The sequence below is a fragment of the Mesorhizobium sp. RCAM 05099 genome (assembly GCF_059683685.1).
Genome location: NZ_CM185035.1, coordinates 6597477 through 6621768, shown reverse-complemented (window position 1 = coordinate 6621768; position 24292 = coordinate 6597477). Strand labels below are relative to the sequence as shown.

Here is a 24292-nt window from a genome sequence, read left to right as displayed (position 1 = left end):
CCATACAAAGCGATCGACGGAAACGCCATTCGAGGCGATTTGTTTCAACCTATCTCATTGGCGGGCTAGCAAATTTTTTGCCGCTGACTTGCATCCCGAATTCGTGAGGCAACTCATATCATGAAGTCCGCCGGGCTCTTGGGGCGCATCTTGTCGAGACGTGGAAGTGCGACGTATATATACAAAATATCGTCGAACCTGACGGACGTATCCAGAAGCTAAAGCCGGGCGAGGCCAAGGCGATTTTCCATCTTATCGGCGGTGTTGGACTGACGCGGCTGCCACACGTTAAATAGCGTCAGTCTTCGGTTTTAGTGCTTCAGCTTCCCGCTTGAGTTTGGGCCAGTCGGCGCCGTGCTTTTGAAGGAGCCTGCGTGCCTGCCTCGGTGTTATCGATGCGACCTGTGTAAGATGGTCGATCTCAAGCTCTTGCCCTTTTACGACGCGACTTGAATCGTTCGACTTGTTTACGCTCATAGAATTGAATCCTGCTCCTAGCCACCGAACAGCAACGAACGTTACGAAACGCGGTTTCGATTGTTTGGGCGCCTGACCTCAAAATCTGGCGAGGGGCTCGGCTCCCGCTGATGAGCGATGAGCGGATCTGAAAGGAGCAAGGCGGCCTTGGCCGCCTTGCGAGTGTCACATCAAAGATCGCGTCCACGTCTATCCCGCTGTAGGTCTTCTCCGCTATAGACGTCGGCGTTCGGGTCGAAACCGGTCCAGCCGCCAGCCTCGTATTCATTGCGTCTGCCAGCGACGTCGACCGAATTGTATTGCTTGAGGATTTGTTCGGCATTCGGCGCAAGATTATCGTCGACCTTGGCCGTGACCATCGTCCCGCCGCGACGAACGCCTTCGGCATAGACATGAGCGTCGTTTTCAGGAACGCCGGCGTTTGTCATGGCGCCGATGATGCCCCCTGCTGCACCACCGACCACGGCCCCGCCAACCGCGCCGACAGCAGTGGCAGCCAACCACCCGGCTGCAACCACAGGTCCCACCCCAGGAATGGCCATCAGACCGAGGCCTGTTGCCAGGCCGCCGGCGCCGCCAATGACGGCGCCCACGCCAGCGCCAGTGGCCGCGTCCTCGCCGGCGTCGGTCTCCTCATCCTTGTGCCAGCCGGTCGCATTGTTGGCCACAATGCTGATGTCATCGCGCGGGACGCCGGTGGCCACGAGTTCGCCTACGGCATCATTGGCATCGTCATAATTGTCGAACAGTCCGGTTACGGTTTTCATCGGGTTCTCCTCGCTTTCTATTCACTTGGTGCCGGCAACAACGTTGCCTTGGTAATCGAGCGCGATCGGCGTCGACTTCCCGTCCTTGCTCGCTGTTCCGCGCCAGATGCCGTTGTCATCCTTTGTCAGGGCAGAGACGTCGGCATAACCCGCCTTTTCGATCGCGCTCTTGGCCTGGGCTTCGGTAAAACTGTTGGCGCCGGGAACTGGAGCTGCCGGATTGGTGGCGCCGCTGGTGACAGCCGGTGTGCTGCCGTCAGAAGCCGGCGCCGTCGTTGCAGCCTTCTGAATCATGTCCTGATGCATCTTGAGTGTGGGCAGCGTGTCAGCCGCAAAGGATTTCAGGGCGGCGTTGTCGCCGTCCTTGGCATAGGCCTCGAAGAGGCTGACCGCATCGGCATGGGCCGCCTTCTGCATGTCTGCATAAGATGCGTCTACTGGCGCCGCACCCGCCTGCAGCTTGTCGACATCGCTTTTGTGTGCAGCATCGAGGTCGGCGGGCACCTTCAGCTTCTGTTCGCCGGCGATGCTTTCAAGCTTCGCATTGGCGGCGCCATGATCGGAGATCATCTTCTGGGCGAAGTCCTTTAGGCCTTGGTCCTGCAGCTTGTCTTGGGCGACCTTGCTCGACTGGACTTCGAACATTCCGCCGATCGCGGCCTTGGTGACGAAATCCTGGGCGGTCTCGGCAGCGAGCGATGGCCAGGCAAATGCCACCGACGCGGCTAACGATAGCGACGCCAGACGAAGACTGTTTCTCATGGTGATGTTCCTCAGTTGAGATTGGTGAATCCAAACCTGCTCGCGGCGTGTTTGTTCCCAGGCAAATACGAACGCGCTGCCAAATTCACTGAAGGCCTGTTCGTCGTTCACACGCGTTGAAGCAGGCGAAACAGTTTTGGGGCGGCGCGAATTGCGCGGAAGAGCCGGTGGTTCGCGATCGAGCCTATGAGCGGCCTTCTCGGTGCTGAAATGCGTCCTCTCACAGGCTGAGGTGGTATCAGGTCAAATCCGTACGGCGAGTTCACTGGTTGTTGCGGTGTGAATATTCAAACCGAGCAAAGGTTTGCGCTGGATAAGGAACATTTTGTCAAGCGGCAGGTTAGCGACGCACAACCAACGGAGAATGACAATGAAGGCGCTCACCTGGCACGGCAAAAGTGACATACGGTGCGAGCAGGTGGATGACCCGATCATTGAGAACGACCGGGATATTATCATCAAGGTTTCGGCTTGTGCGATCTGCGGGTCAGACCTTCATCTGATGGGAGGATTTGTCCCAGAAATGCACGCCCATGACGTGCTTGGGCACGAGACCATGGGCGAGGTCGTTGAAGTCGGGAAGGGTCACTCCAAGTTCAAGATGGGCGATCGCGTCGTGGTGCCGTTCACGATCGCCTGCGGCGAGTGCCGGATGTGCAAGTGGCAGCTGTTTTCGCTCTGCGAGAGGTCGAATCCAGCCGGCGCCAAGCAAGCCGAGCAGATGGGATATCCGACTGCTGGGCTATTCGGCTATTCGCACGTGTATGGCGGCTTCGCGGGCGGCCAGGCAGAATTCCTGCGCGTACCCTATGCCGACGTTGGCCCTATCAAGGTGCCAGATGGCCTGACGGACGAGCAGGTACTGTTTCTCTCCGATATTTTTCCCACCGGGTATCAGGCGGCGGAAAACTGCAACATTCAATCCGGTGATACAGTGCTGGTCTTCGGCTGCGGGCCAGTTGGCCAGTTCGCAATCAAGTCAGCCTTTCTCCTAGGCGCGGGCCGGGTCATCGCGCTGGACATCGTCCCCGAACGGCTGGCGCTTGCGCAAGCGTCGGGAGCGGAAACGCTGAGATATGACGGCGAAGATCTGCAAAAGCAGATCCTGGCTATGACGGGCGGTAAAGGGCCGGATTCTGTCATCGAAGCGGTCGGCATGGAGAGCCATGGCCCCGGTGGCGTCATAGAGACCTTGCAAACGGACCTTACGGCGATGGAGAGGCCTTATGCGCTACAACAGGCGCTGATGGCCTGCCGACCCGGCGGCACTGTCTCGTTGCCGGGGGTGTTCGTTGGAAGCGTTACTGTGCCCATGGGAATGTTCGTCGGCAAAGGGCTGACAATGAAAACAGGCCAAACACATGTGCAGCGCTACTTGGAACCGTTAATGAAGCTCATTGAGGACGGAAAAATCGACCCGTCCTTTTTGATTACCCACCGCATTGGGCTAGAAGAAGGACCGGAGGCTTACAAGACCTTCCGCGACAAGAAGGATGGTTGCATCAAGGTCGTCATCAAACCGTAGGCTCAATCACCTGCCCGGCAATCGCCTTCAATTCGATGTAAGCTTACTTCGATTGCGCAACGTCGACTGGCTGCGCAGGCACCAATTCGGGGCCATTAAAGGACCCATCCGGCGCGAATCCTGGCATGAGCTATCCGACACTGCTCGGGGGAATTCCAGGCAATCTCGCATCTTGCATAGGTGCGAACCGCCCGAGATAAGCTTCCTGCCTGTTACGACATGCAGCAATTTTGTGTGTTCCTTTGCGCAGTAGACCGAGCCAAATCCGATGCGACGCCAACTGATGTCGACCGTCGCGGCTTTGTCGCGTTCCGACGCCGATGCAGCTACTGCGCGGGAGATGACTTCTGCTGCGCGGCGAATGTTTTTCTAACCAGGCTCTCAGCGGAACAAAGGGTTTCTCCTCGCGTTGCGGCAAGGGCAAAGAGGATATGGAGGCTTCACCGTGAATGATCGTGCCTTACTTCGGGATCCGCGTCAGGAGTATCCGGCGCCGCCTTTTCCAAAACAGCCGCAGACCATGCCTGGCCTTGCCAGAAATATGGATCCGGTGCCGGACCACGGCGAGGAAAGCTATCGGGGCTCTGGTAAGCTAGCTGGGCGCAAGGCGCTCGTGACAGGGGGCGATTCCGGGATAGGGAGGGCCGTCGCTATAGCCTTTGCGCGGGAAGGGGCGGACGTAGCCATTTCTTACCTTGCGGAAGAGGAGGCGGACGCCAAGGAGGTCATCGACCTTATCGAAACCGCGGGCAGGAAGGCGCTGGCGCTGCCTGGTGACATCAAGGATGAGGCTTGGTGTCGGGGTTTGGTAGACAAAGCTGTCTCCTCCCTCGGTGGCCTCGATCTGCTTGTGATCAATGCCGGGAGGCAGCAATATCGCGAGAGCATTGATGAGTTGACGACAGACGATTTCGACAAGACCATGAAAACGAATCTGTACGCGCTTCATTGGATCGCTCAAGCAGCCGCGCCGCATCTCCCTGCCGGCGCCTCCGTCATCACCACAGCGTCGATCCAGGCCTACGAGCCTTCGGCGATCCTACTCGACTATGCCACCACCAAAGCCGGCATTGTCGCTTATACCAAGGCACTCGCCAAGCAATTGATCAAGCGGGGCATTCGGGCCAATGTCGTGGCTCCCGGGCCTGTCTGGACCGTACTGCAGCCAAGCGGTGGTCAGCCGGATGAAAAGGTCAAGCATTTTGGCGAGGACAGCGATTTCGGCCGTCCTGGACAGCCAGTCGAGCTAGCGCCCGTCTATGTGCTGCTGGCCTCGCGGGAAGCCAGTTTCATAAATGGCGAAGTTTATGGCGTCACTGGCGGCAAGGGAATCGCGTGACCCTATATTGAGACATCGAGCTTCAAGGACGCCATGGGGCGCATCGCATACAAAGTTGCTGTCGCCGTTCTCCTGACCGCAGCGGCTGCTGCGATCGCCGCTTTCTTGGTGACCTCGGCTCACCCGCCGTTCTCGCCAGACGATCCGCGATTCGAAGTGAAAGGGGATGTGGGCCGCGGCAAGCTGGTCTTCGCGGCGGGGGACTGCGCCTCCTGCCACGCTACCCCCGGACAGTCAGATCGACTACAACTGGGCGGTGGCATGGCGCTCGGGTCGCCGTTCGGCACTTTCAGGCCGCCCAACATTTCCCCTGATCCTGTTGACGGCATCGGCAGATGGAGAGCCGCCGATCTGGCAAATGCGCTGATCGGTGGAGTGTCTCCCAGGCGCGAACACTATTACCCGTCCTTCCCCTACACCAGCTTCACCGGCATGACCGTCGCCGACATCAACGATGTCTACGCCTATCTCATGACGCTGCCAAAAGTGTCTGGACGTGTGCCGCCGCACGATCCCGCAATCCTGTTCAGCATTCGCCGGTCCGTCGGATTTTGGAAGCTGATTTTTTTCCGCCAGGGCCGGTCGGCTGCGAACGCAGACGGCAAAACGATGCCTGATCGCGGCGCATACCTCGTCGAAACCGTTTCTCATTGCGCGGAATGCCACTCCAGCCGAAATGCGTTTGGAGCAATCCGATCCGATACGCTGTTTGCCGGCGGCATCGACCCGCAAGGCACCGGGTTCGTGCCCAACATTACGCAGGAACGATTGGGGGCTTGGACCGAGACCGATATTGCCACGATGCTTAGAACCGGAGAGACGCCCAACCACGGCCGGGTGGGATCGTCGATGGCCGACGTGGTGACGAATACCGCCATGCTGCCTGAGGGCGACCGCGAGGCGATCGCCCACTACATCAAAGCGCTTCCGCCGGTCGCGACACCACACCCATAGGTTCATTGGGCATAAAGATAAGCTGCAAGATCCCGCGCTTCTTGTTCAGAAATCCCCGATTGCGGCATGGCGGTCTGCGGGGAGAAGCGCTGCGGCGAAACGATCCAGGCTACAAGATTGGCCGGACGGTTTTCCAGGACACCCGCGATATAGACACGCTTCGACAGCTCCGCCAGTGGCGCCCCAGCCTGGCCATCCGCCCCAGGAATCCCGGAGATTGTGTGGCATCCGGCGCAGCCATAGCGACGAAAGATCGCCGGCGCTCGACCGGGATCGCCCCCGGTCATCATCCTGGCGATGGAGGCTTTGGTGTGCTTGTCACGCACGAAAGTGGTCGTGACAAACGCGGCGGAAGCCACGACAACAAGCACCGTAGCCAAGGCGGCCCGGCCAGGGACCGAAGCGAGCGGACTAGACATTCTGCGCCTTTCTCTCGCTCGAGCCTCTGATCCAAAGCGCCAGCATCGTCAATGCCGCGCCTGCATAGATGGTGCCGGCTGGGACCCACATGATCATGCCTGCTAGTTGTTGGTCCTCAAGCGGCGTCAAGCCCCAGGCCATCGCGGCTTGCGTCTGCGCGACGTACAAGACGCGGGGAGCGAGAGCCATCAATGCGCCCAGAACGCTCGTGTGGATCATAGTGAAAAACAGATGCCAGGCAGCCGAGCCGTAATCACTTCGCCAAACAAGCGCCCACCAGAACAAGATCGCCGTGGCGAAGAAAGTGAGGTGCTGAAAGCGATGCACTGCGGGGTTTGTCACGGCGGCGTCGAAGACTATCGGGACGTGCCAGGCCCAGATTGCAACGCCATGCAAGATGGTTGCGCAGGTCGCGCTTGTGCCCCTGTCCCACAGCCCGCGCAATAGAGGCGCCCGCATCAGCATTCCCGCCGCCATACGGGCCCTGGCGGGCAATCCCCAAAGCAGGATTCCAATCGGCCGCGCCAACACGATCAAAGGGGCCGATACAGCCATGACGATCTCGTGCTCGATCATATGAAAGGTAAAGAGGTGTTCGCCAAGCCAGTGAAGAGGGGACAGCAGCGCACCAGCCAGGGTGAGCATTCCAGCGCTGTAAAGGCAGATGCGGCGGTGCATGCCCCCGGGCCGCCTTGTGCGTCGGGCCAGCCTTGCCGCTCCCACGCAATAAAGTACGGCCATCATCCCGAGTGGCACCACAATCCACGGATCGAAAGTCCAGGCCGGCTCCAAGCCATGCGCTTCATCGCCATGCGCCATGGCCGGCCAGGCCATCATACCCCAGATCAGGGCGCAGATCAGCGTTGGCATGCGTCCAGCAGCATCGTGGCTGCCTCCTGCAACAACAGGGCAAAGACAAATGCCAGCGCGATCAGAAATCCCGCGTCAACAATAAAGCGCCTGGTCTGGACAGTCCCGTGTGAAGCCGTACGCGCTGCAGTTAGGCCAGCGATCGAAACAACTAGAAGAACCCCGCAGAGGACGGCGCTCCACGGACTATTCTGTCGGCAGTCAATGTAGGGCATGATCTGGCCAAGCTGGGTGCTGAGCGCCCAGGCTAGCGGCGCGACACCAAGTCCGGTCCATTGCAGCCATGTTTTTCTCAAAGCCGAGGTATCCAATAGAGGCAGGCATACATGGGCAACCACGTCGCAACCACGAAGTTCCAGTACATCGCGTTGTCGCTGACATCTCCGAACCGGCGCGGCGTGTCGCCATGCCGGGAAAACATCAGGCAGGCGAGTACCAGCGTCTCGATCACATCCGTCAGGATGTGGGTGGTGTGGAGGCCAAGCATAACCCATACAATCGAACCGTATGCGTTTTGATCCCACTTGATATGCATCGCCGGAAACTCGAAGACACGCAGGACCAGAGGCACTATTCCCAGTATGGCCATGACGATCAATCCGAGGCGAACCTTTCGCAGATCCTGCTCGCGCGCCCAGCGTGCGACGAGGATGTTGGGAACAAGGCTTGCCAGCAGAAGGGCTGTCAGCGCCGTGCCGGCGAACAGATCCGGCGGCGGGGCGCCCAATGGCCATCGCGGCGCCAGGCTCATCAGGTAGAGATAGATCACGATCGAGAGGGCAAAGCCTGTCCCTTCGATGAGCATGAAAGCGAGCGTTCCCCACCATGACGGGCTTGCGGTGCCAAGGCCGTGCGCTGGAAGCTCGGTCAGATCGAGCACGATATTTTCTTTCATGACTCGTCCTCCGGCACGCCCTTGGGCCAGAACCAACCTATCAGTGAGACCGCGACCGGGATGGAACCCCAGACAACCGCCCATGGGCTGAATATGGACCAGACCAGCGTCAAGGTGGTGGCAAGCGCTGCCCAAAGCGGCCAGATCGAATTGCCGACCGTTGATTCCCGCGCTTCCGGAATGCCCTCAACGACGCTGGTGATCAAAAGCTCACGCCGGTCGACCCGCAAGCCGGCAGCGACGGGCAGGGCGGCCGCCTCGGCCCACAGGGGCTCTCCGTTGCTAACCACGGGTGGCCTGGCAAAATTGTAGGGTTTCGGCGGCGACGCCGTCGCCCATTCAAGCGTCGAGGCTCCCCAGGGGTTAGCACTCGCGACGGCGCCTGACCTGGCACTGCGGATGGCATCGATGAAAAACAGAAGGAAGCCAGCGGCCAGGACGATTGCGCTAAGGCTAATGAACATGTTGAGGCCGGTCCAAGGCATCTCGGGCTGATAGGTGTAGATGCGACGCGGCATGCCTTGAAGACCCAGGATGTGCATGGGAAAAAACGTCAGGTTGAAGCCGACAAAGATCAGGCCGAAGACCCAGCGGCCAAGGGTCTCGCTCATCATTTTGCCCGTCAGCTTCGGGAACCAGTAATAAATCGCGCCGAGCAGCGGAAAAACCGCGCCGCCGACCAGGACATAATGGAAGTGGGCGACAACGAAATAGGTGTCATGGACCTGGGTATCGAACGGAACCGAGGCCACCATGACGCCGGTGAGGCCGCCAATCACGAAGATCACCATGAAGCCGATGACGAACAGGAACGGCGTTTTGAAGATCGGCTTTCCCGCCCAGATGGTGGCAAGCCAGCAGAAAATCTGCAATCCGGCCGGGACCGCAATCGCCATGCTGGAGGCGGTGAAAAAGCTCTCTCCCAGTCGTGGAAGACCAGCAACGAACATATGATGGACCCAAAGGCCGAAGGCGAGGACCCCCGTCGCCACCAAGGCCATAACCATCGCCAGGTAGCCAAACACTGGCCGACGCGTAAACGTCGCTACAATGGTCGACACCATGCCCACTGCCGGCAGGAAGATTATGTAGACCTCGGGATGACCGAAGAACCAAAACAGATGCTGCCACAGCAACACATCGCCGCCTTCGGCAGGGTTGAAGAAGTGCGTGCCGACAAGGCGATCGAGGATAAGGCTCGTGCTTGCGATCATGATCGCCGGCATGGCCAGAATGATAAGAAACGACGTCACCAGCATCGACCAGACAAACAATGGAATCCTGTCGAGCGACATCCCTGGCGCGCGCTGCTTGAACACGGTCACAACGATCTCGACGGCGATGGCGAGGGCGGAAACCTCGGTGAATGTGATCATCTGGGCCCAGATATCGGCGCGTTTTCCCACGCCATATTGCGGCCCCGACAAGGGCACGTAAGCGAACCATCCGACGTCTGGGCCGGTATCGACGATGAAGGCAATCCACAAGAGCAAGCCGCCCGCGACATAGATCCAGTAGGAAAATGCGTTGAGGCGCGGGAAGGCGATGTTGCGTGTCCCCACCATCAAAGGCACGAGGTAGACGGCCATTGCCTGCATGACGGGGACGGCGAACAGGAACATCATGTTCGAACCGTGCATGGTGAAAATCTGGTTGTAGCGATCGGGTCCGATGAACCTGGCTTCAGGCTGCGACAGTTGCAGCCGCATCAGCAGCGACAGCACCCCGCCAAGCGCCAGGAAAACAAAAGCTGTCGCGATATAGCGTCGGCCGATCACCTTGTGATCCACTGTCGACAGGGCGCCCCACAGCCCCGGCTGCGCTGACCAGGTCGAGGCGAGGGCCCGGTTGAGTTCCTTGTCGCTGAATGCCGTGTCCCTGAGCCCATCATCCTTTGAGCGGGTCATTTCAGGCTCTCCATATAGGCCGAGATATCCTGGAGCTCGATACTGGTCAGCGGCACCATCGGCATGTTGTTTCCGGGCTTCAGCGTCTGCGGATCGGCGATCCATGCCGCCAGTGAACCGCGCGTGGTCTCGACGAGGCCGGCCGCGATTGTTTGACGACTGCCGACATGGGTAAGGTCAGGTCCGGTGGTGCCGTTGGCGGCTGTGCCCCGGATGGTATGGCAGGCGGCGCACGGCTTTGCCAGGAAAGCCGCGCGTCCGGCGGCGACGTCAGGGCCCGTCGTCGGGATTGCGTCAGCACTCTGTGACGCGATCCAGCGTGCGTAGTCGACTGGCGCTTCGGCGATGACCATCACCGCCATATGGCTGTGCTGCAGTCCGCAGAATTCGGCGCACTGACCGCGATAGACACCCGGCTTTTCGGCCCGCAGCAGCAGGCTGTTGGAGCGCCCCGGGACAAGATCCTGCTTGCCGGCAAGACTGGGGATCCAAAAAGAGTGGATGACATCAGCGCTTTCAAGCCGAACATGAACATCCTGACCAACAGGGATGTGAATTTCATTGGCGGTCTGAAAGCCAGGTGTTTCGGAGGAACTGGCGTAGATTACCTGCCACCACCATTGCTGCCCTCTTACAGTGATCGTTATAGAGGCTTTTTCCGGAAGGCCGATGCCGCGGGTGGTGTAGAAGCTGGCAACCGTCATGCCGGCAATCATAATGGCGGTCGCGGCCACTGCCGCAGTTACGACTACAGTCAGCCGCCGTTGCCGGATTTCCGTTTCGTCCTGCTGGCGTTGGCGCCACAGTGCGCCACCAAGCACGAGCATCACAGTAAGCCAGATTACCGAGCACAGGGCGACGATGCCGATAATCAGGTGTTCGATATGGAGCGCGGGCGCGCCAGAGGGGTCGAGCGCGGACTGGTTTCCGCTGCAGCCGCACGCGATCGTAGCGGCCCACAACGCGATGGCGCGCGCGGCTCTCAAGGCGAGGGCCCCTGGTCAGGGTGAACCGCAGCCGGCCCCTCGTCGAAGAGGATTTTTGCGGGACCACGATTTTCGGCAGGGCGGGCGTGTTTGTCATCGTTGCGACTGGGCGCCGCAACTTTGGGCTTATAAGCGCCAATCGTTTGAACATAGCCGGCGAGCTGCCAGATCTGCTCGGTCGTCATCCGGTCGCGAAAGGCCGGCATCCCATGCGGCCGGCCGTCCCTGACGGACGCAACGATGGACACGATCTCAGGCCCGTACAGCCACCAGCCGTCCAGGAACGACGGGCCAGCGCCGCCGCGACCATCACCATGGCATGCCGAGCAGCCGAACCAGGCATAAAGACGCTTGCCCTGGCTTAGATTGTAGGCGTCCGTTTCGTAAGGCTTGCCCAACGCAAAATAACTCTCGGGCGGCGTTCCGCTGATGCCGTTTGGCATCAGCCGGAGTCCATCAAGATCAGACGCGACAGGCGGATCCAGCCGAAGCTCTCGCGGCTCGCGAAGCCATCCCAAGCCGGCGCCGGCAATGCCGAGCGCTATCGCCGCAGCCGCAAGAGCGCCATTCGAGTAGCTCATCTCCCTCTTCATCATTCGCCTACAAGGGACTCAACCATCCTGGGACAGGGGTGATCGGCTCAAACGCACCGGCAAAAGTTTGTACGAAGGGGTCTTGGACTTTGGATCGTGATGCGCCAAGGGAAACAGCGGATTTGTCTCAGGATAGTAAGCCGCACAACAGCCCTTGGGAATGTTGTACCGGACGATCCTGAGGCCACCGACGGTGCGAACGCTGTTGTCGTCGATTGCTGTCGTCATGTCGACGATGTCACCATCGACGAAGCCCAGGCGAGCGATATCTTGTGCATTCATGAATACAATCCGGCGCGTGCCCTCAACGCCACGGAAGCGGTCGCTATAGCCGTAGATGGTGGTGTTGAACTGGTCGTTGGAGCGCAGCGTGGCGAGATGCAAAACACCTGCTCTGTCGGCGGTTGAAAAGTCAGGGAAAAGCTTGTCCGGCGTGATGAAGTTCGCCTTCCCCGTTTTCGTCACCCATTTGCGCTCGCGCGCCGGCAGCGGTCTCGCGAATCCGCCGGGCTTGAAAAGCCGTCCGTTGAAATCCTTGAAAGTCTCGGGGTAGGTCCGCTCAATAGCATTGCGGATCTCGGCGTAGTCGCCAACCCAGGCGTCCCATGGAACCTTGTTTTGCCCAAGCGTAGCCTTGGCAATGCCGGCAATAATGGCCGGTTCGGAGAGAAGTTCAGAGCTCGCCGGTTTGGTCTTGCCCCGCGAGCCATGGAAATGAGCGATCGAGCTTTCCATGGACACCGCTTGCGGCCCACTCGCCTGCTGGTCGAGTTCGATGCGGCCAAGGCACGGCAGCAGATATGCGACCTCTCCATGCAGGACATGGCTGCGGTTGAGTTTGGTGGCTATCTGAACGCTCAAACGAAGTTTGCGCCATCCCTCTTCCATGGCGGCGGTGTCTGGCACCGCTCTGAGGAAATTGCCGCCAAGGCTGATAAACGCACGGGACTGACCCGTCATAATCGCTTCGCACGTTTCCACCGTCGAGCGACCAGTCCATTGCGGCGGCTCAAAGCCATAGAGCTCGGAAAGTTTGTCGAGGGGCGCCAGGCCTGGCTTCTCCGTAATCCCGACGGTGCGCTGGCCCTGCACGTTGGAGTGACCGCGAACCGCGCAAATATTCGCCCCTGGCTTGCCGATGTTGCCGCGCAACAGCGCGAGGTTGCAGACCATGTGAACGTTCTCGACGCCCATGAGCTGTTGTGTGAGGCCCATGCCGTAGACCATCATGACTGCGTTTGAGTTGGCATAGGCGCCGGCGGCCTTCTTCATTTCGGCGCGTGTCAGCCCCGATACACGCTCAAGCTCGTCCCATTGGTGGGCGCGCGCAGCTGCTGCGAATTCCTCGAAGCCGGTCGTGTGTTCCTTGATGAAATCGTGATCGAGAACGTGCTTCTTGGCAGCGGATGCCATCGATGCCGCAAAGGCAATCATGGCTGCGTTGTCCGGATCTTTTGGCGTCGCATCGCGTCCGGCGACAGGGTTTCGACCGGAGGCCTTCAGAGCGTCGTCTGCTTCGATGAGAGCCTTGCAGACGCCGAATAACGCTGCGATATCGCCGCCGTTGTTGACCTGATAATATTCCGACGAAATCGGTGTCTCTTTCCCGGTCAGCATCTGGACGGGTGATTGCGGATTGACGAAGCGCTCCAGCCCGCGCTCCCGCAGCAGGTTGAAAGTAACAATCTTCACGCCCCGGTTGACTGCATCTTGCAGATCATGAAGCAGGCGTGGCGAGGATGTCCCGACATTCTGGCCAATGTAGAATATACAGTCCGTGTTCTCGAAATCGGACAAAATGGCGGTGCCGACCGATGCGCCGATGCTCTCGGGAAGCGCAACGGAGGAGCTTTCATGGCACATGTTCGAGCTGTCGGGCATGTTGTTGGAGCCGTACATCCGCGCGAACAGCTGGTACATGTAGCTCGCCTCGAGTGACGCCCGCCCGGATGTGTAAAGATCAGTCTGATGCGGGTCCAGAGCGCGCAACTCCCTGCCGATCTCTTCGAATGCAGCGGGCCATTCGACCGGCACATATTTGTCGCTGGCAGCGTCCCAGCGCATCGGGTGCGTCAGCCGACCCTCCTCTTCGAGGTCGTGATCCGACCATCGCTCGAGTTCTCTCAGCGTGTGCTTGTCGAAGAACGCCGGGCCTGCACGTCGCGACGTGGTTTCCCAGGCTGTCGCCTTGGCACCGTTCTCACAGAATTCGAGCGGATGCGGCTGTGCCGGCTTTGCCCAGGCGCAGCTCACGCACATATATCCTTCAGGCTTGTTCTGGGTCGAAAGCAACCGGCTCCCTTTCAAGGGAACATGTTCTTTTATAAGAACACCAGCCACGGATTTCGCTGAGCCCCATCCACCGGCGGGCCCTTTATACGGCTTGACAGTGGCTGTTCTCGTGTTCGACGTCATTTCCTGCCTCGTTTGCCACAGCGAGATTTTCGTCGCTCTCGCTCTCATTTGCCGTGGACGTCCAAGCAACGCCACCTTGCCCGCGACCTCTTTCCCTTCGCCGGCCACGGGACTTGCTGACTGCGACATGCTCGACAATGCGAAAGGCAGGCCAATCAACGTTTCCCGGCAATATGAAACTTGGGATCTGCCTGACGGTTCCACGCATGGACTGACTTCGTTGTCCGCAACTTTTGCCACCGATTTCTGACGTCAGAGAAGCGTGGCGTCGGCCGCTTCGGGATTGCATGGGGGCTCTGGGAACCTCGTCTCGTGTGGAAAGTTGTCCACCTCCTCGAAGGAGATCTCCCCATGGCGCGTCCAGCTAGCAGACCCGTTGTCCCGCCCACCATCGGACGTATGTGATGGAGAAAAATCGATGAACGTCGCCAACCTACAGCTGGAGGGGCTGCTGATGGCGGGCGCAGCGGTCAACAACGCCCTGGTCCGGAAGGGACTCCTCTCGACCGATGATATCGATAGGGCCTTGAAAACCGCGGAAGCCTCGTTCACCGGCGACGAGCGCCTGTTCGAGGACATGTCACCGGCAAACCGTGATGCCGTCTGCTTCCCTTTGCGCCTTCTGCAACTCGCGAACACCAGCCAGTTCGAAGCCGGCGTGCCGCCGTTTTCAGAGTTGGCCAAGCAGGTTGGGATCACCAAACAGCCTTACAACGACCAGATGTGAAGGGAGCATAGGTATGGAGGTTCTGGAAATCGTCGTTGCCAACAACGTGGTGGAATTCCGCGGCGAGGGTGGTGACAATATACTCGTCACTGTCGCGCAACCGGCGGTTTTATCCCCTAAAGAGCTGATCGAAAAATCCAAGATCATGCTTTTGCATGCCGCCAAATTTGGTGTCGAGGAAGAGAATTCTGGCGAACAGCGGATAGCCGATGCGGGGGATGAGTATCGGCTTGAGTATCATGACAATGGGGAGATCCGTGACGTGAGTGGCCTGGTCTTTCCCGATCTGGACGCGGTGCGCGACGAATGCAGGCGCTCGGCGGAGGATTTGTGGAAAGACGCCCTGTCTCGGGGTGAAGCACCGGTGGGCTGGGCCGTCAGGGCGCGTGACCGTCGCGGCGACATCGTCGCCACGGTCGATTTTTCCGACTTGCAACGCGCCGCCGCCGAGCTGGATCAACGACCTCAGTCCGAAATTTGAGCCCGCAATTCTCAAGCGTTTCAAAGGAGAGCACTATGCCGCGTAAGCCAGCAGCCGAAGCCAACGCATCGTCCGCCACCGTCCACGACTTGACCTTGGTCAGAGGCCAGGGAGGAGAATTGCATCAAGTTGCGGAGGGCGACACTGACGTCCTGACAACAGCCCAGGGCGGGCCGGTCTCAGATGACCAGAACACGCTCAAGATCGGCGCACGTGGTCCCACGCTGATCGAGGATTTTCATTTCCGCGAGAAGATTTTCCACTTTGACCATGAGCGCATTCCTGAGAGGGTAGTGCATGCGCGTGGCTATGGCGCCCACGGCTTTTTCGAAACCTACGAGTCGCTCGCAAAATATACGCGCGCCGACATCTTCCAGCGAGCTGGAGAAAAAACGCCCGCATTCGTGCGGTTCTCGACGGTGGCCGGCAGCAAGGGGTCATTCGACCTTGCCCGCGATGTCCGCGGATTTGCCGTGAAGCTTTATACCAAAGAGGGCAACTGGGATATCGTGGGAAACAATATCCCGGTGTTCTTCATTCAGGACGCGATCAAATTTCCCGATGTAATCCATTCGGTCAAGCCGGAGCCCGACCGTGACTTCCCCCAAGCGCAGTCGGCGCACGACACGTTCTGGGACTTTATCAGCCTGACGCCGGAATCGATGCACATGATCATGTGGGTGATGTCGGACCGCGCCATCCCGCGCTCTTTCCGCTTCATGCAAGGGTTCGGCGTGCACACCTTCCGGCTCGTCAATGCGGCCGATGAATCGACTTTCGTGAAATTCATCTGGAAGCCCAAGCTTGGCATGCAATCAGTCGTGTGGAACGAAGCGGTCAAGATCAACGGCGCCGATCCCGACTTTCATCGGAGGGACCTCTGGAACGCCATCCAGTCCGGCGATTTCCCCGAATGGGAGTTATGCCTGCAATTGTTCGACCAGGAGTTCGCCGACAATTTCGACTTCGACATCCTTGATCCGACCAAGATCATCCCGGAGGAGATCCTGCCGCCAATACCTGTCGGGCGTCTTGTCTTGGACCGCATGCCGGATAATTTCTTCGCCGAGACTGAACAGGTCGCGTTCATGACCCAGAATGTTCCGCCTGGCATCGACTTCAGCAACGATCCGCTGCTGCAGGGGCGCAACTTCTCCTACCTCGACACGCAGCTGAAACGCCTAGGCGGCCCCAATTTCACGCATCTGCCGATCAACGCGCCGAAATGCCCATTCCATCATTTCCAGCAGGACGGCCATATGGCGATGCGCAATCCGGTTGGACGGGCCAACTACCAGCCGAATTCATTCGGCGTCGGCCCGCGCGAATCCCCTGACCGTGGGTTCCGTTCCTTCGCTGACGGGGAGGAGGGCCAGAAGGTCCGGCTGCGGCCCGAAAGTTTCGCCGACCACTACAGCCAGGCCGCCCAGTTCTTCAACAGCCAGACCCCACCCGAGCAACGCCACATCGCTCAGGCCTTGACCTTTGAACTGAGCAAGGTTGAAACCCCGGCCATCCGCGAGCGGATGATCGCGCACTTGCTGAACATCGATGAGGGACTGGCTGTCACGGTCGCCGACAAGCTCGGCATCACCGAGATGCCGAAGCCGGCCGACGCCGCTGTATCGCCGCGCACGGATCTCGAGCCCTCGCCAGCGCTGAGCATCATTGCCAATGGTCCGGAGAGCTTTGCTGGCCGCAAGGTTGGCGTCCTGATCGGCACCGGCACGGACGCCGGTCTCTTCAAAGCCTTACAGGCTGCCATTGAGAATGAGGGGGCCGCCATGGAAGTCATCGCGGCAAGGGTCGGCGGCGCGGTGGCCAGCGATGGCACCAAGATTGTGGCCAAGCATATGATCGATGGCGGCCCATCGGTATTGTTTGACGCGGTCGCCATCCTGCTCACCGAAGAGAGTGCCAATCTGCTGGCCGGCGAAGCAGCGGCTCGCGATTTCGTGGCGGATGCCTTTTCCCATTGCAAGTTCATCGGCTTCACACCCGGCGCCGTGCCGCTTCTGGCCAAAGCGGGCGTCGAGCCCGGGGCTGACGAGGGAATGCTGCCGCTAGCTGACAAGGCGAGTGCCACGGATTTCATTGAAAGTTGCAGGGGTCTGCGGCTGTGGGCGCGGGAAGCCGCAGTCAAGCTGTGAGGCCGCGTCTTCAGGCTTGCAAAAGAGGGGCCCGCAAAGTGGGCCCTTCATTTTGCTGAATTTCTGACAGAGCACAGCTCCGAATGGTGTGCACATCGTGTCGGCGCTGACCGACGCAGCTTTTGCCACTACGACTGCTCGCTCATGTGAACGGGTTGCTAGGTCTCGCTGGTGACGTTAGGCACTTCGACGGCGATTCTCACACCGCGATCTAACCATTCGCGCTCGGTAGACCCTTGAAGCTGCTGCCGTATCGTAGCTTCGGCGATCACAGTGCCAAAGCCTGCCTTTCGGATGCCCGCAGGCGGCGGGCCTCCCGTTTCCTCCCAAACGAGCGCAAGCCCCTTGGTTTGCGGGATTTCGTTCCAACTGATTGCGACCTGGCCGGTGTCGTGCGAGAGCGAGCCATGCGACGCCGCGTTTACGGCGAGCTCATGAATGAACAACGCAAGCGGTTGGACCGCATGAGCTGCAAGCATGATCTCCGGGCCGCTCAAAACTGCCCGTGACGCCCCGTAGGGCTCTATCTGCGTCCGAATGGCCTCCCGTAGCGGAATCTGATGCCAGCCGCGTCGAGAAAGCAAAGTGTGGGCTCGGGCCAGAGATTGCACACGCTGCTGTACGGAGGCCGCATACAAGGCAGCGTCGTCCGATCGAGTAAGACGAACGATGCTGTCGACAAGCGCAAGCACATTGTTGGCGCGATGATCTACCTCTAGGAGAAGCCGGTGCTCGGAGTCTTCGAGAGACTGGATCCTGCGATAGTCTGTGCGGTCGATTTGAGAGCCGAAGTGATACACAACACGGCCGCTGTCATCGTGAATTGGGCTGAAGTGAAGCTGGTTCCAGAAGGGCGATCCATCCTTGCGGTAGTTGAGGAGTTCGACACTGGCCTCGCGCTCCTCTCTTATCGCGGCTCGTACTTCGGAAACGGCGATTTTGGATGTTGCAGGACCCTGCAGGAACCGGCAGTTTTTGCCGAGAACCTCTCCTGCATCGTATCCTGTTAATTTCAGGAAAGCTTCGTTTGCCAGGACTATAGGGTAATCCTGCTGGGTGGCATCGGTGACCACCATCGGCATGCGTGTCCGCTGAAACGCTGTGGCCGCCAACTCTTTGCGGTCTGGCAGCGCATCCGCCGTCACCGCGGCCGGCTGATCACCGTGAATGTGGGACAGGTCTTTTTCGTCCATTAAGGCTTCCTTAGTGCCGACTAAGATCTTGAACGTGAGAGGCGTTAAAGCGTTGCCGATCGTTGGCGAATTCGCTGCGGATGCCAATCTGGTCGCGACAATCGTTGACGAAGTTGACGCCTTCTGCCCGAGCGGTGGAACAAGGATCGGGGCCGCAAATTAACAGCAATCGAAATCCCGGCGGGTGCCACAAGGGCACCGCCCGTCGCGGTTGATCTGGGTGGAGGATCAAGATGTCACACGAGGTAGAGGAGCGCCGCCTCAAGATGCTTATCGAGCAGTACGTCGAGGTGCGGAAGAAGCGGCACGATATTGTGTCGGTGAGGCAGGCAGCATCGGCTGTCCTGACTGTCATGAAAGCCTGTCCGGTTTCCAGAAGCGAACTGAACGACATGATCGCCGCAAGCGCTGTGGCTCATGGCCTGGGTGTTGCGTTCGATGCGCAGCAATCCCCGCCACAATTTTCGATCTCGCGCTGACATGGCCGCTGACCCTACGCTGCGCGAGGAACCCATTGGCAGCAACGCAGTGCACATCTGCGTCGACATGCAGGCGATGTTCCGCGAACCGTCGCAATGGTCGTTGCCATGGATGGACCGTGTGCTTCCTAGGATCGTAGATCTTTGCAGCACACAGCCGTCGAGATTGGTCTTCACGCGGTTTATACCGGCTAGGCGGCCCGGCGCCGGGCAGGGGACTTGGAAACGCTACTATGAACGATGGGCAGACATGACGCTTGAGCGCCTTGGCCCGGGAAAGGTGGACTTGGTCCCGGAACTTCGAGCGTTTACGCCGCCGGCGCCAGTTGTAGACAAGCCGGTGTATTCGCCTTGGCTTGGCTCGAACCTTCGCACTCTACTGGCGCAGCGGCGCTGCGACACCGTAATCGTCACCGGCGGCGAAACAGATATGTGCGTGCTTTCGACGGTGTTGGGCGCGGCAGACTATGGCTTGCGTACCATCGTGGTCCAGGATGCGGTCTGCAGCGCCTCGGATGAGGCCCATGATGCCATGATCGGGCTGTTCAGCAATCGCTACGGCCAGCATATCGAGACCGCGACCACTGAGCAGCTTGTAAACTGTTGGATTGGTGGGTGACCGACCCTAACGGTAAGGGCCACGACGATGTCGCCGTGGCCCTTTTTTAAGTGCGTGAGATCAAGCCGCTTTTTGCTGCCCGGCCGCCCTGTCGTTCACGCCGGACTCACCGAGTGAGGTCAGGGCATCGTCGGTGGCCTTCTCCTCTTCGAGTGTGGCGTTGAGGAGTTCGACGATGTCATCCTTGCCCAGCGATGTCGCCCAGGCGATCAGCGTGCCATAGCGCGCGATCTCATAGTGTTCGACCGCCTGCGCGGCGGCGACAAGGCCTGCGTCGATCGAGGTCGAACCCTTGTATTCCTCCAGGATTTCGGATCCTTCCTCGATGATGCCGTCGATGGCAGGGCAGGTCTTGCCGCGCGCAGCAATGCCAAGGATATCAAACACCTGCTCAAGTCGCTCGACCTGGCCCTCCGTCTCGACAAGATGTTTCTCGAAAGCGGCGGACACCTGGGCGTCCTCTGCGCCCTTGGCCATCTTCGGCAGGGCTTTGAGAATTTTCTTTTCGGCGTAGTATATGTCCTTAAGGCCGTCGAGGAACAGATCCTCGAGGCCCTTGGGGCTGGCACTGGCTTTCTTGGTGGCTGCCATCTGACAATCTCCTTTTGGTTGAAATCACCCCTTCGGGTGCTAATCCAACTCGGATGATCGCGGCGGGTTCCTCCGGAAATCAGGTGTGATCAATTTTCTTTTTAGCCTCGAAAAGCTCTTCAAAAGCGACGCGAAACGTGACCGACGTTTGTGCTCGGCGCACCTGCTCGGTGCCATCGTTTGAACTCCTGTTTGCTGCTGGGCGTTTCAACGGATGACCGCCTTGATGCACGACGAAGGGCGCCATACGGGGGCTTCACCGACGCTGCAGGGGAACGAACTGCTTCGGCGCGGGTTACGCATCGTCCTTCATCCGGAGTCTCGGGGAGGTCCGTTTGGCAAGCCGAGCGACCCGAGCAATCAAGTAAACATTTCACCAACGATGGGAGAACAAGATGACTGAATTTGTGGTGACTACGATTGACGGGAGGCAATTTCGTGCCAGCAGCGAGAATGCCCGGTTGTCGAGCCTCGTAGACCAGTGCAGCACGAAAGGCTATTGCGAACTAGGCCGCGAGAGCTCGAGCATTCCGGCCGGGAGACAAACACGGTATTTTTCAAGCACGGGATCATATCGATCAGTGAAGGAAGCCAAGTTCAGTCGGATTTGCCAGCGGACCAGCCAGTATCGCGCTAGGCGCTCGCCGTGGCAGGCCCTCAATGGGACGAGGTATCGTCTGTGGACCTGCCCAGCCAGTGTTGAGCTTCGATCACGCCGGATGGGCTGGTTCCAAAGCGTCTAGCACCAGTTCATGAACAGCGGCCAACCGCTCCGGCCCGGGCTGGGTGGCGATCTTAAAGATGAGCCGCCCGTCACGGCGAACGCAGTCGGTGCGCTGGGCCAAGCGGCTGTAGGATTTGGAACCGGGCGTCGTAAATTCGATGGCTATGGCAACGGGGCCAGCGCCGATCTTGGAGATGCCGGCCTTCACCGCCGCAACCTTAAGGCGTGCGAAATCGAGTAGCATGGCCGTCTCAGGTGGCGGCTTTCCAAACCGATCTTCAAGCTCCTCGGCAAAAGCATCGATTTCAGCGAGGGTCTCAAAGCGTTGCAGACGCGAGTAGAGATTGAGGCGCACCACAGCCTCGGGAACATAGTCGAACGGAAGAGTGCCCGAGAATTGCAGTTCGATCTCGGTTTCAAGGGTCGAGGTGTCATCATTACCCCGCACCTTATCGACCGCCCGCGCCAATAGCCGCTGATAGAGGCTCAACCCGATCAACTTCATGTGGCCGGCTTGCTGCTCTCCAACCAGGTCGCCCGCGCCGCGCAGGTCGAGATCGCGGGCACTGATGGCAAGCCCTGAACCGAGCCGGTCCAAAGCGAGCAGTGTCGAGAGCCGCGAGCGCGTTTGCGGCGCGATGTCCTTCCCAGCCTCGGTTAACAAGTATGCCAAACCTTGCACCCGCCCCCTGCCGACACGGCCGCGCAACTGGTGCAGTTGAGCCATCCCGAACCGGTCCGCTCGAAACACGACGATGGTGTTGGCGCGTGGCACATCCAGGCCATTCTCGATGATGTTTGTCGACAGAAGGATGTCGCCATCCCCGTTGGCAAAGGTCACGATAGCCTCGTCCATCTCGGCGGCGTTCATGTCGCCATGGGCCACCAGCACGGATAATTCGGGCAGCAATTTGCGCAGTTCAGCAAGCGTGGGCTCGATGTCCTCAATGTGTGGGACCACGCAGAAACTTTGGCCAGCCCGTCGATGCTCGCGGATGAGTGCTGTCTTGACCGAAGCTCTATCGAATGGGGCAAGTTCTGTGCGCACCGGACGCCGCCTTGCCGGTGGCGTAGAAAGCAGGCTGGCTTCCTGCACACCAACCATGGCTGCCGCAAGCGTACGCGGTATAGGAGTGGCACTCATCGACAGAACGTGCAGCTTCTGGCCGAGGCCGCGAAGCGTTTGCTTGAGTTTGACGCCGAAGCGGTGCTCCTCGTCGATAACGAGCAGACCGAGGTCGGCAAAGGTGACGTCCTCGGCCGCGATTGCCTGCGTCCCAACGACGACTCGAAGCGATCCGTCGGCGAGCCCTGCCTTGACCTTTCTTGACTCGGCCTCGCTGACGACGCGCGAAAGAAGGGCCACACTCACCTCGCTGCCCTCAAACCTGCGGGAAAATGTTTCGTAGTGCTGGCGCGCCAGCACTGTAGTCGGTGCGACGACGGCGACTTGACAACCATTCAACGCGACAACGGCGGCAGCGCGCAACGCCACTTCAGTCTTGCCGAAACCAACATCGCCGCAGATCAACCTGTTCATCGCCTTGCCAGATGACAGGTCGTCCATGACGGCGGCAATCGCTTCTGCCTGATCGGCGGTTTCCGGATAGGGGAACCTTCCGGCGAAACGAGCATAAGGAATACGCGGTGGTATCAACGCTCGGGCACCAGTTCTGTCACGCTCGGCAGCGAGTCTGACAAGCTGTTCCGCCGCCTCAGCAATCTCCATGTCGAGCTGTGCCCGGCGCTTGGCCCAGCCATCCCCTTTCAACCTGTCGAGTGTCACTGCCTCTTCATCGGCCCCGTAACGCCAGATGCGGCCGAATTCCTCTACGGGCGCCAGAAGCGTGGCTCCTCCATTATATTCAAGCCGTACGGTATCGGTGACCAATCCCTCGACCTCGACGGTCTCAAGGTCTCGCAGAACGGCGATGCCGCGATCTTCATGCAAAACGACGTCGCCGATTCGCAACTCTGGCTCCTGAGAGAGCGAGGGGGCTCCATGATTTCCCGGGTTTAATCGTGTACCGAAGACGTCGGCGGCCGATACGACCGCAAGCGCGGCCTTTTCATCGACAAAGCCATCGTCGATATCGACATTGAGGCTGACCAAGGTTGCGGGCTCGACGCCCAGTGCCGATGCCCAGCTTTCGGCGTGGCCGACATCAAGCGTCAGATGACGCTGCAGCGTCTTGACCATTCGATCGAGGTCCACACTAGGGCCGGCGAGGGCGACACGCCGGTCGCCTTGGATCTGTTCGGCAATAAAGTTTGCCATGGCTTTTGACGGGTTGATCTCGACGATAAAATCGGGCGTTGGCGACAAGCCCTGCAAATCGAGCTTCATCCGACGTTTCGCCAGGTGCTTATCAAGGGTCGGGCGATCAAGGTAGAAGCGCTCCGAGGTCGGCTTGCGGCCTTGCTGCCTGTCGCGCATCCTGCGGGCGTCATCGATCAACGCGATCGCGGCGTCGAAGCGTTCGTCCACAGCCGGCTCCATTGCGACACGAGCGTGCGACAAGAGTTCGAAGATGGTGTTGAGCTTGTAGCCGGCCCCGACCATCTGCATTTCCATGCATTGTGCTTCCGTAGGTCCAGCCGGCGCTGAGCTGCATTCCAGCAACTCCGTCGAAGGCGCGAGCATGATGTTCTCGAAACTCTCATCTGTGCGTTGCGACACAGGGTTGTATGAACGAATGCTTTCGACGACTCCACGTTCGATTAGAATGCGATAGGGATGTGGCGCTCCTGATGGAAACACCTCGATGCCCTGACCAAGCAAGGCGAATTCCCCAGGCTCGTCGACCCGATCGTCCATCAGGTAGCCATAAGTCTGCAGGCGATCGCAAAATGCCTCAACATCAACGCGGTCGCCGGTGGCCAGGGATGTGAAGGCCTTCGCAATGGCATCGGCAGGAAGAAAGCGCTGCAGCGCCGCCTCGGGTGACATGACGACCAGGCGAGCGCGACTGTTGGCTGCCTTGGCCAAAGCGAGAAGCGCGGTTGCGCGTCGTCCCATGCTTTCACGCGATGGCTGGATACGGTCGTACGGCAGGCAGTCCCACGGCGGCAATAAAATCACCTGCGTTTCCGGCATAAACTGCTTGAAAGAAATTGAGACTTCTTCTGCCTGGTTCTCGCTCGGTGCGATGAAAATCACGTCATCCGCGCCGCCATCCCGTACAGCCTGGACCAGCCGCGCGGCAATCGCCGCAGCTGGTATACGACGCGATCTTGTTGCGTGTTCTTCGCTCGGAACGCCCGATTCTGAAAGCGTGCTCGACCCAACCACGTCGATTAGCGGTTTTAAGTTTTTTTGTCGTTTCATGAAATATCGGTCCGAAGTTGCCCGCTTCTAACGAGCTTGCGCACGGTGTGTTCCAAAGGCCGCGGGCGCGCTTCAAGAAGGCGTGTAGCC

Annotated in this window: 21 protein-coding genes; 8 read left to right on the top strand and 13 right to left on the bottom strand. The window is 59.4% G+C overall.

The annotated features are described in order from the left end of the window. Positions 1 to 647: 647 nt before the first annotated feature. Positions 648 to 1244 carry a hypothetical protein gene (locus AC56QQ_RS32815; RefSeq protein ID WP_477307861.1) on the bottom strand — a complete coding sequence of 199 codons (597 nt, stop codon included), beginning with the start codon at positions 1242 to 1244 and terminating at the stop codon, positions 648 to 650. Between the two features lie 21 nt (positions 1245 to 1265). Beyond that, a complete protein-coding gene (locus AC56QQ_RS32810) occupies positions 1266 to 2006 on the bottom strand; it encodes a DUF4142 domain-containing protein (protein WP_497129210.1) in 741 nt (246 codons plus the stop codon). Between the two features lie 370 nt (positions 2007 to 2376). Between AC56QQ_RS32810 and AC56QQ_RS32805 the strand changes: the two genes are divergently transcribed. From AC56QQ_RS32805 to AC56QQ_RS32795, 3 genes are all read left to right on the top strand, one after another. Beyond that, a complete protein-coding gene (locus AC56QQ_RS32805; RefSeq protein WP_497124737.1) occupies positions 2377 to 3531 on the top strand; it encodes a zinc-dependent alcohol dehydrogenase in 1155 nt (384 codons plus the stop codon). A gap of 445 nt (positions 3532 to 3976) precedes the next feature. Further along, the gene (locus AC56QQ_RS32800) at positions 3977 to 4870 is read left to right on the top strand and encodes an SDR family oxidoreductase (RefSeq protein ID WP_497124736.1); all 894 of its coding nucleotides are present in this window, start codon (positions 3977 to 3979) and stop codon (positions 4868 to 4870) included. Positions 4871 to 4903: 33 nt separating this feature from the next. After that, on the top strand, positions 4904 to 5824 hold the full coding sequence (locus AC56QQ_RS32795) for a c-type cytochrome (RefSeq protein ID WP_497124735.1): 921 nt from the start codon (positions 4904 to 4906) through the stop codon (positions 5822 to 5824). Positions 5825 to 5826: 2 nt separating this feature from the next. Here the strand turns inward: AC56QQ_RS32795 and AC56QQ_RS32790 are convergent, their stop codons facing one another. From AC56QQ_RS32790 to AC56QQ_RS32760, 7 genes are all read right to left on the bottom strand, one after another. Beyond that, entirely contained in the window at positions 5827 to 6243 is a 417-nt protein-coding gene (locus AC56QQ_RS32790) for a c-type cytochrome (RefSeq protein ID WP_202322581.1), read from the bottom strand. After that, complete coding sequence (locus tag AC56QQ_RS32785) at positions 6236 to 7114, bottom strand: cytochrome c oxidase assembly protein (RefSeq protein WP_441935448.1); 879 nt, start codon at positions 7112 to 7114, stop codon at positions 6236 to 6238. The genes AC56QQ_RS32790 and AC56QQ_RS32785 overlap by 8 nt, the downstream gene beginning before the upstream one ends. 292 nt (positions 7115 to 7406) lie before the next feature. Next, the gene (locus AC56QQ_RS32780; RefSeq protein WP_441935446.1) at positions 7407 to 8009 is read right to left on the bottom strand and encodes a cytochrome c oxidase subunit 3; all 603 of its coding nucleotides are present in this window, start codon (positions 8007 to 8009) and stop codon (positions 7407 to 7409) included. Then, positions 8006 to 9916: a cytochrome c oxidase subunit I gene (gene ctaD / locus AC56QQ_RS32775; protein ID WP_497124734.1), complete on the bottom strand. Its 1911-nt coding sequence runs from the start codon at positions 9914 to 9916 to the stop codon at positions 8006 to 8008. Before ctaD ends, AC56QQ_RS32780 begins: the two co-directional genes overlap by 4 nt. After that, on the bottom strand, positions 9913 to 10902 hold the full coding sequence (gene coxB / locus AC56QQ_RS32770; RefSeq protein WP_497124733.1) for a cytochrome c oxidase subunit II: 990 nt from the start codon (positions 10900 to 10902) through the stop codon (positions 9913 to 9915). Before coxB ends, ctaD begins: the two co-directional genes overlap by 4 nt. Beyond that, positions 10899 to 11483 carry a c-type cytochrome gene (locus tag AC56QQ_RS32765; protein WP_497124731.1) on the bottom strand — a complete coding sequence of 195 codons (585 nt, stop codon included), beginning with the start codon at positions 11481 to 11483 and terminating at the stop codon, positions 10899 to 10901. The genes coxB and AC56QQ_RS32765 overlap by 4 nt, the downstream gene beginning before the upstream one ends. Before the next feature lie 30 nt (positions 11484 to 11513). Beyond that, entirely contained in the window at positions 11514 to 13910 is a 2397-nt protein-coding gene (locus AC56QQ_RS32760) for an FdhF/YdeP family oxidoreductase (RefSeq protein ID WP_497124730.1), read from the bottom strand. Positions 13911 to 14328: 418 nt separating this feature from the next. On the opposite strand from AC56QQ_RS32760, the gene AC56QQ_RS32755 reads away from it, so the two are divergent. Genes AC56QQ_RS32755 through katE form a run of 3 tightly spaced genes read left to right on the top strand, consistent with a single transcriptional unit; the run spans position 14329 to position 17268 of the window. Further along, complete coding sequence (locus tag AC56QQ_RS32755) at positions 14329 to 14637, top strand: hypothetical protein (RefSeq protein WP_497124728.1); 309 nt, start codon at positions 14329 to 14331, stop codon at positions 14635 to 14637. A 13-nt stretch (positions 14638 to 14650) separates the two neighbouring features. Further along, positions 14651 to 15118 carry a DUF6894 family protein gene (locus AC56QQ_RS32750; RefSeq protein WP_497124727.1) on the top strand — a complete coding sequence of 156 codons (468 nt, stop codon included), beginning with the start codon at positions 14651 to 14653 and terminating at the stop codon, positions 15116 to 15118. Positions 15119 to 15153: 35 nt separating this feature from the next. Then, complete coding sequence (katE, locus tag AC56QQ_RS32745) at positions 15154 to 17268, top strand: catalase (protein ID WP_497124726.1); 2115 nt, start codon at positions 15154 to 15156, stop codon at positions 17266 to 17268. Positions 17269 to 17426: 158 nt separating this feature from the next. Here the strand turns inward: katE and lov are convergent, their stop codons facing one another. Continuing rightward, positions 17427 to 18461: a blue-light-activated histidine kinase gene (lov, locus tag AC56QQ_RS32740; protein ID WP_497124725.1), complete on the bottom strand. Its 1035-nt coding sequence runs from the start codon at positions 18459 to 18461 to the stop codon at positions 17427 to 17429. A gap of 266 nt (positions 18462 to 18727) precedes the next feature. On the opposite strand from lov, the gene AC56QQ_RS32735 reads away from it, so the two are divergent. Both AC56QQ_RS32735 and AC56QQ_RS32730 read left to right on the top strand, forming a co-directional pair. After that, on the top strand, positions 18728 to 18940 hold the full coding sequence (locus AC56QQ_RS32735; RefSeq protein ID WP_497124724.1) for a hypothetical protein: 213 nt from the start codon (positions 18728 to 18730) through the stop codon (positions 18938 to 18940). Continuing rightward, positions 18879 to 19559 (top strand): cysteine hydrolase family protein, encoded by a 681-nt coding sequence (locus tag AC56QQ_RS32730; protein ID WP_477235853.1) that lies wholly within the window; start codon positions 18879 to 18881, stop codon positions 19557 to 19559. Before AC56QQ_RS32735 ends, AC56QQ_RS32730 begins: the two co-directional genes overlap by 62 nt. 60 nt (positions 19560 to 19619) lie before the next feature. Here the strand turns inward: AC56QQ_RS32730 and AC56QQ_RS32725 are convergent, their stop codons facing one another. From AC56QQ_RS32725 to AC56QQ_RS32715, 3 genes are all read right to left on the bottom strand, one after another. Continuing rightward, a complete protein-coding gene (locus AC56QQ_RS32725) occupies positions 19620 to 20150 on the bottom strand; it encodes a YciE/YciF ferroxidase family protein (protein WP_497124723.1) in 531 nt (176 codons plus the stop codon). A 79-nt stretch (positions 20151 to 20229) separates the two neighbouring features. Continuing rightward, entirely contained in the window at positions 20230 to 20397 is a 168-nt protein-coding gene (locus tag AC56QQ_RS32720) for a hypothetical protein (protein WP_497124722.1), read from the bottom strand. A gap of 463 nt (positions 20398 to 20860) precedes the next feature. Beyond that, positions 20861 to 24202 (bottom strand): DEAD/DEAH box helicase, encoded by a 3342-nt coding sequence (locus AC56QQ_RS32715; RefSeq protein WP_497124721.1) that lies wholly within the window; start codon positions 24200 to 24202, stop codon positions 20861 to 20863. Positions 24203 to 24292: the final 90 nt, after the last annotated feature.